Genomic DNA, 10314 nt, shown 5'->3' on the forward strand with positions numbered 1-10314 from the left:
CCCGGCGGCGCTGGCGCCGGTCAGGCCCCGGCCCGGTCCTTCGCGGCGCCGGCGACGATGTCGTAGATGGCGGCCGAACCGCGGGCGTGGGCGAGCAGCAGGCCGCCCTGGACCGCCGACTGGAACAGCACCGCGTCGACCTCGGCGCCGCCGCGGGAGTCCTCGGCGGCCGCGGCCGGCATCCGGACGAAGACGCGGGTCAGCCAGGCGTGCAGCTGGCCGAAGAACGACCGCACCTCGGCCGCCAGCTCCGGCGGCAGCGAACCGATTTCGGCGGCGAGGACCGTGCACAGGCAGGTCTGCGCACCCTCGTCGACCAGCTGCCGGAAGGCCGCGACATAGCGGTCGAGCAGGGCGGAAGGCGGGACGTCGGCGTCGTCGGCGTCGCCCAGCTCGGCCATCAGCCGCTCGGCGAAACGACGGGTCAGCGCGATGCCGAGTTCGGTCTTGGTGGGAAAGTGATAATGCACGCTGGCGCTGCGGATGCCGATGTCCTCGGCGACGTCCCGGAAGCTGAAGGCATTGAAGCCGACGGTGCGCGCCATGCGCTCCGCCGAATCAAGAATTGCGGCCGACTTGGCGCGGCGCGGCATCGCTCGTCCCCGCTCGGTTTCTGCAACGAAACAAGCGAAAGTAATTCGGCGTCAACGTCAACGGCGTCCAGCAAAAAGTTGTTCAATCTATTGATAGGTAGTTTGCGGATTCCACGGTAATACAGCCATGGCGGGTACATCCAAGACGGCGGCTGCCGCGAAGCCTTGCGCCGGCCTTGGCGCCGGTCCGGCGCCGCCGGTCGCGATTGCCGGCAGCCGGCGCCGCCATCCGGCGCGTCGCCGCGCGCCGGCGCCGCCTTATTCCTGCCCGCTTGCGGCGGAACTGTGGGCGGCGATGGGAGAGGCAGGCGGGGGCGATGCTGAGACGGATTGCGCGCATCCTGGCGATCGGCATCGCAGTGATCGCGGCGCTGGTCGGCGCCTATTTCGGCAGCGCCTTCGCACTGTCGCGCTGGACCGTGAACGACGATTTCGCGCCGGTGCCCGACGGCATTCCGATCGGCCTGTCGAACAACGGCATCCACGCCAACCTGCACCTGCCGGTCAACGCCAACGGCACCGACTGGACCCAGCTGTTCCCGCCCAAGGACTTTCCCGCGGTGCCCTGGCAGCCGGCGACCGTCGCCTTCGGCTGGGGCAGCCGCGAGTTCTACCTCAACGTGCCGACCTGGGACGACCTGACCCTCGGCGTCGCGCTGACCGCGCTCAGCGGCACCGGCGGCACCGCGCTGCACGTCAGCTACTGGGCGCCGTGGCCCGAGGGCGAGGACTATGTCGAGGTGCGGATCTCGCCGGAGGCCTACGACGTGCTGGTCGACCACGTGATGGCGGCAATCCGGCCCGGCCCCGACGGCCGGCCGCAGCGGATCGCGGGCTACAGCTATCTCGGCAACGACGGCTTCTACGAAAGCCACGGCGCCTACAGCATGTTCGTCACCTGCAACGAATGGGTGCGGCGCGGGCTGGCCGCCGCCGGCATCCGCACCGGCGTGTGGAGCCCGTTCCCCGACCCGCTGCTCGCGCATCTGCGCGACTGAGCGGCGCCGCCGGGCTAACCCCGGCCGCGGCGGGCCAACGCCAGCCCGTCGCGGGCGCTGCGGCCGAGCAGGACCAGGTTGACCGCCCTGGCCGCCGTGGCTCCAGCGCCTGGACCGCGTAGAACCAGGCGTCGAGCTCGCCGCGCCCGGCCCTCCAGGCAAGGAACAGGGCGGACGGCACCAGGATCAGCAGGCCGTTCGCCACGATCAGCGGCATGCGCCGGCGCTTGCGCGTCACGCGCGGACCGCTACGCCCCCGGGCCAGGACGGCCCCGCTCGCCGCGGTGGCCGCCAGTGCCGGCACCAGCAGCGTCAGGCCCCATGGGATCGCGCGCTTGACCGCGATCACCGCGTCGGTCGCGGCGAGCAGCTCGGTCGCCACCGTCGCCGCCCAGAACACCAGGATCAGGGCCAGGGCCGTGCCGCCGGCGACCGGGTGGAGCAGCCGGATCACCGTTCGCCCGGCTCTTGCCGGGCCTGCGCTGTGCGTCTGTGCCGCCATCGTCGCGACCTCCGTATATGTATAGCATGCTATATATTATGGCATAGTGAGCTATGCAAATGGAATCTGCGGCATGGCATTCAGCAAGGGCACTTCGGCCGGCTATCTGGCCAACCACATGGCGCGGCTGTTCGCGCTGGGCCTGCAGGAGCGCATCCGGCCGCTCGGCATCACGCCCGGCCAGTTCCCGGCGCTGCTGGAACTGTGGGAGACGGACGGCCTGACGCAGAAGGAGCTGGTGCGCCGGCTCGACATCGAGCAGGCGACGATGGCCAACACGCTGGCGCGGATGGAGCGCGACGGGCTGGTCGTGCGCCGGCCGCACCCGGCCGATGCGCGGGCGCAGCAGGTCTGGCTGACCGACAAGGGGCGCCGGCTGCGCACGCCGGCGCTGCGCGCGGCGGCGGCGCAGAACGCGCAGGCGCTGGCCGGCTTCGATGCGGCCGAGAGCGACCGGTTCGTCAGCCTGATGGCCCGCGCGATCGCGGCGATGCAGGCCGCCCGCGACGTTGGGCGCGACGATGGGCGCGACGACGGCGCGCGCTGACGCTCAGCCGCCGGTGCGGTCGATGATCTGGGCGATGCCGGCGGCGACCCCGTCGGCGATCAGATAGGCGACCTCGCCCCAGTCGCCGTCGAGGCTGCCGGCCGGGATGTCGTTCTCCTGCGCCAGCTGGCCAAGCTCGGTGCCGGCACCGTCGAGCAGCCGCCAGGTCAGCCGGATCCGCTCGGTCCCGGCGTCGACCGGGGTCAGGGTGACGGCGCCGTCGAGACGCAGGCCGTCGCCGGCGCCGGGCTGCACCGCCACGCCGTACAGCGGCAGGCTGGCGATCAGCGCCGCCTCCAGTTCGGCTTCGCCGCGGCCGGGCGCGCCGGCGATGGCGCCGATGCTGACCGCGTTGTCGGCGGCGGCCGCGGTCGCCGCGACCGGCGGCGGCGGCGCGCCGGTCTGGATCATCGCCGCGATCTGCGGCGCCGCGTCGGCCGCCATCTGCCGCAGCAGGTCGCCGGTGCGCTCGCTCGGCGGCGGCGAATCGCGGTGCTGGGTGTGGCTGCCGACCAGCGCGCCGTCGGGCCCGGTCAGGTCCCACGTCACGCGCAGGGTGACGGTGCCGTTGTCGTTCTGGCTCATGCCCATGTCGCCGCTGAGGAAGTAGCTGGACGCGGCGCCGCCGCGCAGGCTGGCCGGCACGTTGCGCTGCTGCAGCGCGTCCGCCGCCGCCGCCGCCATTTCCGTGGCGAACGGCTCCGACACCCCGGTGACCGGCTGCACCACGATGCCGACGCGGTCGGCCGGCAGCAGGGCGAGGCCGGGCGGCAGCGCCTGGCGCGAGAACAGCGGATCGATGCCGTCGTCGCAGCCGGCAAGCGCCAGCAGCGCGGCCAATGCGGCCGCGATCGGCAAGCGAAGTCGTCGGGTCGGTGTGCGAATCATGGCGCTGCCTGCGACCGTGAACGGAGCAACAATGGCGGGGTTCCCGCCCGGGTCAATGGCGCAGCGGCCCCTTCACGCCGCGGGCGAACCGTGCCAAACAGCGGCACCCGCATCGGGCGGGCGCAGCAGGGACCCGGACATGCCGCAAGCCTCCACGCCGCTGGTGGCGGTGACCGCCGATTTCCGCATCACCGACCGGCCGACCCACCTGGTCTACGACCAGTATCTCCGCCCGCTGGCCGAGTTCTCCGGCTGCCAGCCGGTGATCGTGCCGGCGCTGGGCCGGCTGTCCGACATCGGCGCGGTGCTGGACTGCGTCGCCGGCGTGCTGCTGACCGGCAGCGCGTCCAACGTGCATCCGGCGCGCTATGGCGCCGACCCGGACCCGGAGGCGGAGCCCTACGACCCGGACCGCGACGAGACCAGCTTCCCGCTGATCGCGGCGACGCTGGAGCGGCGGTTGCCGCTGTTCGCGATCTGTCGCGGGCTGCAGGAGCTCAACGTCATGCTCGGCGGCACGCTGCACACCGCGGTGCACAACCTGCCCGGACGGATGGACCATCGCGCCCCCGCCGACGCCGGCCTCGACCAGCGCTTCGCGCTGCGCCATCCGGTGCGGCTGCGCCAGGACGGGCCGGTGGCCGACATCGTCGGCGCCGACACGATCATGGTCAACTCGGTGCACCGCCAGGGCATCGACCGGCTGGCCGCGGGCCTGCGGGTCGAGGGCGAGGCCGAGGACGGCACCGTCGAGGCGGTCAGCCTGCACGACCGCCCCGCCTTCGCCATCGGCGTGCAGTGGCACCCTGAGTTCCTGGCCCGCACCGACGCGCCGTCGCGCCACCTGTTCGCCGCGTTCGGCGAGGCCGTGCGCGACGGCTGAGCGCGACGGGCGCGTACACGGCCCCGGGGGACCGGCGACCGGCATGGCCGCCGTCGCGCCGGCCCGCAAGCCGCGCCGGGTTCAATCCTGGATCGACTGCAGATAGGCGATGACGCCGTCGATCTGGTCCGGCTCCAGGGCGAACTCGGGCATGTCCGGGTGGCCGACCAATATGCCTTCGGCCAGCGCCTCGGCCAGGCTTTCCACCGGATAGCGCTGCGACAGGGTGCGGAAGGCGGGGGCGTCGCGATGCGGGCTGGCGCCCTCGCGGTCGACCGCATGGCAGACCGCGCAGTTCGCCTCGACGAAGGCCGCGCCGGCGGCGGTGTCCGTGTCGTCGGCGGCGACGGCGGGCGCCCCGGCGCCCATGGCCGCCAGCCAGACGGTGGCTGCAAGGTGCCGTCTCACCGGATCGCCCTCTCTCTCGCTGCTGCGCCTGCGCTTCGCGACTCGGCCCGCCGCGGCCCGCTGGATGCCGACACACTGGCCGATGCGCGTCAGGCCAGCAACGTCCGCAGCAGCGCGGCGCTGGCGGCATCGGCCGGATAGAACGCCTCGATCGCCAGCTCGGCCAGGGTGATGTCGACCGGCGTGCCGAACACCGTGACGGTGCCGAACAGCGCGAGTTCGCCGGCCGGGGTGGCGATGCGCAGCGGCACCACCACCGCCGCCCGGTCGGGCGGGGCGGCCTCGCCGGGGCCGGACGGCGACAGCGCCTCGAGCTCGGCGAGCAGGGCGGCGAGCCCGGGATCCGCGCTGGCCGCGATCTGCTGGCGCAGCCGGGCAAAGACGTGCGCGCGCCATTCGCCGAGGTTGCGGATCCGCGGCGCCAGGCCGGCCGGGTGCAGGCTGACGCGCAGCGCGTTCACCGGCGGCTGCAACAGCGCCGGGTCGACCCCGTCGGTCAGCAGGCCGACGGCGCGGTTGGCGGCGATCATGGTCCAGTGCCGGTCGACCGCCAGTGCCGGATAGGGCTCGTGGCCGGCCAGCACCTGGTCGATCGCCTGCCGCGCCGCCGCCAGGGCGGGGTCGTCGAGCGGCCGCTGCGGGAAGGCCGGGGCGAACCCGGCGGCCAGCAGCAGCGCGTTGCGTGCGCGCAGCGGAACGGCGAGGCAGTCGGCGAGGTGCAGCACCATGGCCCGGCTCGGCCGCGCGCGGCCGGTCTCGACGAAGCTGAGGTGGCGGGCCGAGATGTCGGCGTCGAGCGCCAGCGACAGCTGGCTCATGCGCCGGCGCTGCCGCCAGTCGCGCAGCTGCTCGCCGACGGTCTGGGTGGCGTCCTGCATGGCCGGACCGTAACAGCCTGCCGGACGGCGCGCCAATTACCCGGGACGTAATCGACCCGCCGCACCGCCGGGCCCTAGCGTGGCCGCCGTTCGCCATCGGCAGAAGGAGCTTCGCCATGAATTTGCGCAACGCCGACCTCCTGGCGCGGATGCTGTGGATCGACGCCTGCACCTCGGCCCGTTCGCGGTCGCGCTGATCGCGGCTGCCGAGCCGCTCGGCGACCTGTTCGGCCTGCCGGCCGCGCTGCTGCGCTGGGCCGGGGTCGCGGTGCCGCCGTTCGTCGCGCTGGTCGGCTGGGCCGCGAGCCGGCCGGCGGTGCCGCGTCAGCTTGCTGTCGCGATCGTCGCGGCCAATGCCGGCTGGGTGGTCGCCAGCATCGCGCTGCTGGTCGGCGGGTGGGTCGCGCCGACGGCGCTGGGCTGGGCGTTCGTGATCGCCCAGGCGGTGCTGGTCGGGGTCTACGCGGAACTGCAGCTGATCGGGCTGCGGCGCCGCAGCGTTGCGGCCTAGGTTTCGCCCCGGCTGGCCGGGCGCCGGCGCATCGGCTCAGTCCGGTCGCCGGCGCTCGGTCTCCGCCTTCTGCTCGGCATGGCGCAGCAGCATCGCCAGCGGCATGACGAACAGGGCGGCCGCGGCCAGGGTCGGCCAGACCTCCGGCCCGTCGGCGGCGGCCGCATCGAAGAACGCCAGGAACAGCGCCGCGCCGGCGGCCCAGCACGACAGGACCATCATCATCTTGCCGATCGCCTGCGACACGCCATCCCTCCTGTCCCGCACATTACGATAAGGACAGGTCGCAGGGGTTCGCGCACCGGATCAATGACGCCCGTCACAGCGGCGTCGCGGCGTTCGCCGTCCGCGCGGCGGATCCGCCAGATGCGATGCATGCGCGGTCGCGGCGGCCGCCGACGCCGGCCGCCGCGTTGTCTCGGCCCGGTCCGCGACGTATCATGGCGCATGGCTAAGTACCTGATCTCCTTCCCGAGCGAAGCCATGACGGTCGCCGCCGGCGACCTCCCGGGTGTCGCCGCCGCGGCGCATGCGGTGATCGAGGAAGCCAAGGCGGCCGGCGTCTACGTATTCGCCGGCGGCATCGACGAGCGGGTCGAACCCGTGCTGGTGTCGGGCGACGGCACGGTGTCCGCCGGCACCCATCCGGGCAGCAGGCTCAACGGCGGGTTCACCGTGCTGGAGCTGCCGACGCGCGAGGATGCGGAAGAATGGGCGCGGAAGATCGCGGTCGCCTGCCGTTGCGCACAGGAACTGCGCGAATTCATGTACGATCCGGCGAGTTAGCCAGGGGGCATTGCCGGGTCTCGAGGCCTTGCGGTACCGGTGCCCGTAACCCTGAACGGGCCGCGCCCCCGTTCAGCCGAAGAACCCTGGAGGCGCGCCGTCGGACGGCGGCCTAAACGGACGGGCGCCTGTCCGCGACCGCCGCTCGGCCGCCCTGCCTCAGCCCAAGAGCCCGCGCCTGGCCAGGTTCTCCATCAGCGCGCGGCTGCCGAAGGTCCAGGGAGCGACGTGGTCGGCGTGGTCGACGCGGTTGACCAGCGCGCCGAGACGCTCGCTGGCGATGGTCACCCGGTCGCCGACCTTGTGGGTGAAGCCCTGGCCCGGCGTGTCGCGGTCCTCGACCGGCGCGAACATGGTGCCGGTGAACAGCATGAAGCCGTCGGGATACTGGTGGGTCTTGCCGATGGTCTGGGCGACCAGGTCGAGCGGGTCGCGGCTGATCTCCGACAAGGCGGAGCGGCCCTGCAGCACGAAGCCGTCGTCGCCCTCCACCTTCAGCGCCACATGCGCCCGGCGCACGTCGTCGATGCCGTAGCGGTCGTCGAACAGGCGGATGAACGGTCCGATGGCGCAGCTGGCGTTGTTGTCCTTGGCCTTGCCGAGCAGCAGCGCGCTGCGCCCCTCGAAATCGCGCAGGTTGACATCGTTGCCCAGCGCGACGCCGACCGTCTCGCCGCGGCTGTTGACCGCCATCACGATCTCGGGCTCCGGGTTGTTCCAGGCCGAGCGGGGGTGGATGCCGATGTCGGCGCCGGCGCCGACCGCGGCCATCGGCGGCGCCTTGGTGAAGACCTCGGCGTCCGGTCCGATGCCGACCTCCAGATACTGCGACCACAGCTTGCGCTTGATCAGGCTGTCTTTCAGCCGCGCCGCCTGGTCTGAGCCGGGGACGATCGCGGCCAGGTCGCCGCCGATCTCCGCGCCGATGGTGCGGCGGATCTCGTCGGCGGCGCCGGCATCGCCGGCGGCGCGTTCCTCGATCACCCGCTCCAGCATGCTCTTGACGAAGGTGACGCCGGCCGCCTTCAGCGCCTGCAGGTCGCACGGCGCCAGCAGGCGGAGGCCGTCGCCGCCGGTGGCGCCGGCCAGCGCGGCGTCGAGCGTGCCGCACGCCTCGCCGGCGGCGGCCGCGTCGCGCGCCGCGGCGGCCGGGTCGGCCGCCTCGAGCAGATGCGAGACCGTGGGATAGGCGGCGGTGATGTCGACCAGCCCCGCGGTCGGCGGTCAGCACCACCACCGACGGGCCGTCGACCGGCGCCGGCGCCACGCGCGGCCGACCAGGCACGCAACCGCGGCGTCGGACGGCAGCACGCCGTCCGCGGTCAGGGTGATCTGCATGGGCGTGGCCTAGAGGTGGGCGCCGGTCGCGTTGTCGAACAGGTGCACGGTCTGGGCGTGCGGCCGCAGCATCACCTTCTGGTTCGGCTGGAAGTTGTGCCGCTCCTGGAAGGTGGCGCAGATCTGGGTGCCGCCGACGCGCGAAAACACCAGGGTATCGGCTCCGGTCGGCTCGACCACGATGACGTCGGCCTGGAAGCCCTCGCCGGCCGCCGCCAGCTCCAGGTGCTCCGGCCGGATGCCGTAGGTCACCGCGGTGCCGTCATGGGCGGCCGGGTCCTTGTCGACCGGCAGCCGGGTCTCGTCGGCGGTCTGCACGTAGATCTGGTTGCCGTCGCGGCGCAGCACGCCGTCGATGAAGTTCATCGACGGCGAGCCGATGAAGCCGGCGACGAACTTGTTGGTCGGGTTGTCGTAGAGGTCGAGCGGCGAGCCGACCTGCTCGACGATGCCGTCATGCATGACGACGATGCGGTCGGCCATCGTCATCGCCTCGACCTGGTCGTGGGTGACGTAGACCGAGGTCGTCTTCAGCTCCTGGTGCAGCTCCTTGATCTCGGTGCGCATCTGCACGCGCAGCTTGGCGTCCAGGTTCGACAGCGGTTCGTCGAACAGGAACACCTGCGGGTCGCGCACGATGGCGCGGCCCATGGCGACGCGCTGGCGCTGGCCGCCCGACAGCTGCCGCGGATAGCGCTTCAGATACTCGGTCAGGCCCAGCGTGCGGGCCGCCTTCTGCACCTGGGCGTCGATGGTCGCCCGGTCGGCCTTCCGCAGCTTCAGGCTGAACGCCATGTTGTCGTAGACGGTCATGTGCGGATAGAGCGCGTAGTTCTGGAACACCATGGCGATGTCGCGGTCCTTCGGCGGCACGCGGTTGACCACGGTGCTGCCGATCGAGATCTCGCCCTCGGTGATGTCCTCCAGCCCCGCGATCATCCGCAGCAGGGTGGACTTGCCGCAGCCGGACGGCCCGACCAGCACGACGAACTCGCCATCGGCGATGTCGACGTCGATGCCGTGGATCACCTCCACCGTACCGAACGCCTTCTTGACCTTCTCGACCGTCACGGACGCCATGCGTTCCCCCTCTCTCCCCTGCGCTCGTCCGCGGGCGCGGCCGGGCAGACTGTCCTTTCCGCCGGGTTCTTGGCAGCCGGCAGTATGGGGGGACCCTATACGGCACGCAAGCCCGCGACAAACTGAAATTGCGCGGGCGCGGGCGGCCGTCCGCGGGGCGGAAGGGCGGTCAGTCGCGGCGCAGCGACTCGATCGGCGCCGGCTCGCCGAACAGGAAGCCCTGGCCGAAGCGGACCGGCAGGTTGGCCAGGGTGGTGCAGTGCGACTCCCGCTCGATATGGGTCGCGATCAGCTCGGCGCCGGCCAGCAGCAGCGGCCGCTCCAGGTCGATCAGGTGGCGGTCGTGGCCGGCCCGCTCGGCCAGGTTGCCGATGCGCGCCTTGACGAAGGCGATGCGGTGGTCGGTCAGCAGCGCGGCGTCGACATGGGCAAGGTCGGCGTTGTCCAGCGCGAAGCGATAGCCGAGATCGGCCAGCGCGCGCAGGTCGCGCGTCGCCTCCGGCGTCAGACCGGCCAGCGTGCGGTGGTCGATCTCGAACACCAGGTGGCTGGACAGCAGCGCGTTGTCGGAGGCGAAATCGAGGAAGTCGGCGAAGAACACGCGGTCGTCCAGGCTGCGGCCGGAGATGTTGCAGAAATAGGTGACCGGGCGGTCGCGCCGTTGGGCGCTGCGCACCAGCTGTACGCAGCGCAGCAGCAGCATGTTGTCGATGGCCGCGGTCAGCCCCTCCGCCTCGACCACCGGCAGGTAGGTCTGCGGGGTCAGCAGCCGGCCGTCGGCGGTGCGCAGGCGCGAGAAGCACTCGAAGAACAGCGGCTGGCGGTCCGCCATGTCGACGATCGGCTGGACGTGCAGGGCGATCTGGTCGTTGCGCAGCGCCTCGCGCACGCTCTCGAGCAGG

At 72.4% G+C, this 10314-nt stretch carries 13 protein-coding genes; 5 read left to right on the plus strand and 8 right to left on the minus strand.

Annotated elements, in window-relative coordinates; translation table 11 throughout:
- Nucleotides 1-20 precede the first annotated feature (20 nt).
- Nucleotides 21-593 (minus strand): TetR/AcrR family transcriptional regulator, encoded by a 573-nt coding sequence (locus tag R3F55_24010; protein ID MEZ5670441.1) that lies wholly within the window; start codon nucleotides 591-593, stop codon nucleotides 21-23.
- A 317-nt stretch (nucleotides 594-910) separates the two neighbouring features.
- Between R3F55_24010 and R3F55_24015 the strand changes: the two genes are divergently transcribed.
- Nucleotides 911-1591, plus strand: a complete 681-nt coding sequence (locus R3F55_24015) for a TIGR02117 family protein (protein MEZ5670442.1) — start codon at nucleotides 911-913, stop codon at nucleotides 1589-1591.
- A 575-nt stretch (nucleotides 1592-2166) separates the two neighbouring features.
- Nucleotides 2167-2640 carry a MarR family transcriptional regulator gene (locus R3F55_24020; protein ID MEZ5670443.1) on the plus strand — a complete coding sequence of 158 codons (474 nt, stop codon included), beginning with the start codon at nucleotides 2167-2169 and terminating at the stop codon, nucleotides 2638-2640.
- 3 nt (nucleotides 2641-2643) lie between these two features.
- On the opposite strand, the gene R3F55_24025 is transcribed toward R3F55_24020, so the two are convergent.
- Complete coding sequence (locus tag R3F55_24025; GenBank protein MEZ5670444.1) at nucleotides 2644-3498, minus strand: hypothetical protein; 855 nt, start codon at nucleotides 3496-3498, stop codon at nucleotides 2644-2646.
- A gap of 169 nt (nucleotides 3499-3667) precedes the next feature.
- Between R3F55_24025 and R3F55_24030 the strand changes: the two genes are divergently transcribed.
- The gene (locus R3F55_24030; GenBank protein MEZ5670445.1) at nucleotides 3668-4411 is read left to right on the plus strand and encodes a gamma-glutamyl-gamma-aminobutyrate hydrolase family protein; all 744 of its coding nucleotides are present in this window, start codon (nucleotides 3668-3670) and stop codon (nucleotides 4409-4411) included.
- A gap of 81 nt (nucleotides 4412-4492) precedes the next feature.
- Here R3F55_24030 and R3F55_24035 read toward each other — a convergent pair whose 3' ends face one another.
- Nucleotides 4493-4780, minus strand: a complete 288-nt coding sequence (locus tag R3F55_24035; protein ID MEZ5670446.1) for a cytochrome c — start codon at nucleotides 4778-4780, stop codon at nucleotides 4493-4495.
- 128 nt (nucleotides 4781-4908) lie between these two features.
- Nucleotides 4909-5697, minus strand: coding sequence for a helix-turn-helix transcriptional regulator (locus tag R3F55_24040; GenBank protein ID MEZ5670447.1), 789 nt, complete (start codon nucleotides 5695-5697; stop codon nucleotides 4909-4911).
- A 154-nt stretch (nucleotides 5698-5851) separates the two neighbouring features.
- Between R3F55_24040 and R3F55_24045 the strand changes: the two genes are divergently transcribed.
- Nucleotides 5852-6208 carry a hypothetical protein gene (locus R3F55_24045; protein MEZ5670448.1) on the plus strand — a complete coding sequence of 119 codons (357 nt, stop codon included), beginning with the start codon at nucleotides 5852-5854 and terminating at the stop codon, nucleotides 6206-6208.
- Nucleotides 6209-6244: 36 nt separating this feature from the next.
- On the opposite strand, the gene R3F55_24050 is transcribed toward R3F55_24045, so the two are convergent.
- The gene (locus R3F55_24050) at nucleotides 6245-6454 is read right to left on the minus strand and encodes a hypothetical protein (protein ID MEZ5670449.1); all 210 of its coding nucleotides are present in this window, start codon (nucleotides 6452-6454) and stop codon (nucleotides 6245-6247) included.
- 201 nt (nucleotides 6455-6655) lie between these two features.
- Between R3F55_24050 and R3F55_24055 the strand changes: the two genes are divergently transcribed.
- On the plus strand, nucleotides 6656-6994 hold the full coding sequence (locus R3F55_24055; protein MEZ5670450.1) for a transcription initiation protein: 339 nt from the start codon (nucleotides 6656-6658) through the stop codon (nucleotides 6992-6994).
- 159 nt (nucleotides 6995-7153) lie between these two features.
- On the opposite strand, the gene R3F55_24060 is transcribed toward R3F55_24055, so the two are convergent.
- The 3 genes from R3F55_24060 to R3F55_24070 form a co-directional block, all read right to left on the minus strand.
- A complete protein-coding gene (locus R3F55_24060) occupies nucleotides 7154-7990 on the minus strand; it encodes a fumarylacetoacetate hydrolase family protein (GenBank protein MEZ5670451.1) in 837 nt (278 codons plus the stop codon).
- Nucleotides 7991-8341: 351 nt separating this feature from the next.
- Nucleotides 8342-9412 carry a sn-glycerol-3-phosphate ABC transporter ATP-binding protein UgpC gene (gene ugpC / locus R3F55_24065; protein ID MEZ5670452.1) on the minus strand — a complete coding sequence of 357 codons (1071 nt, stop codon included), beginning with the start codon at nucleotides 9410-9412 and terminating at the stop codon, nucleotides 8342-8344.
- Between the two features lie 169 nt (nucleotides 9413-9581).
- Nucleotides 9582-10314: EAL domain-containing protein (locus tag R3F55_24070; protein MEZ5670453.1), on the minus strand; the 733-nt coding region annotated here is incomplete at its 5' end.

The sequence above is a fragment of the Alphaproteobacteria bacterium genome (assembly GCA_041396705.1).
Classification (GTDB): Bacteria; Pseudomonadota; Alphaproteobacteria; order CALKHQ01; family CALKHQ01; genus CALKHQ01.

Bases quoted from the DNA above. Each gene is read 5' to 3' on its own strand.
- R3F55_24010 (MEZ5670441.1), bottom strand. From the start codon at position 593: ATGCCGCGCCGCGCCAAGTCGGCCGCAATTCTTGATTCGGCGGAGCGC.
- R3F55_24015 (MEZ5670442.1), top strand. From the start codon at position 911: ATGCTGAGACGGATTGCGCGCATCCTGGCGATCGGCATCGCAGTGATC.
- R3F55_24020 (MEZ5670443.1), top strand. From the start codon at position 2,167: ATGGCATTCAGCAAGGGCACTTCGGCCGGCTATCTGGCCAACCACATG.
- R3F55_24030 (MEZ5670445.1), top strand. From the start codon at position 3,668: ATGCCGCAAGCCTCCACGCCGCTGGTGGCGGTGACCGCCGATTTCCGC.
- R3F55_24035 (MEZ5670446.1), bottom strand. From the start codon at position 4,780: ATGGGCGCCGGGGCGCCCGCCGTCGCCGCCGACGACACGGACACCGCC.
- R3F55_24040 (MEZ5670447.1), bottom strand. From the start codon at position 5,697: ATGCAGGACGCCACCCAGACCGTCGGCGAGCAGCTGCGCGACTGGCGG.
- R3F55_24055 (MEZ5670450.1), top strand. From the start codon at position 6,656: ATGGCTAAGTACCTGATCTCCTTCCCGAGCGAAGCCATGACGGTCGCC.
- R3F55_24060 (MEZ5670451.1), bottom strand. From the start codon at position 7,990: ATGCTGGAGCGGGTGATCGAGGAACGCGCCGCCGGCGATGCCGGCGCC.
- ugpC (MEZ5670452.1), bottom strand. From the start codon at position 9,412: ATGGCGTCCGTGACGGTCGAGAAGGTCAAGAAGGCGTTCGGTACGGTG.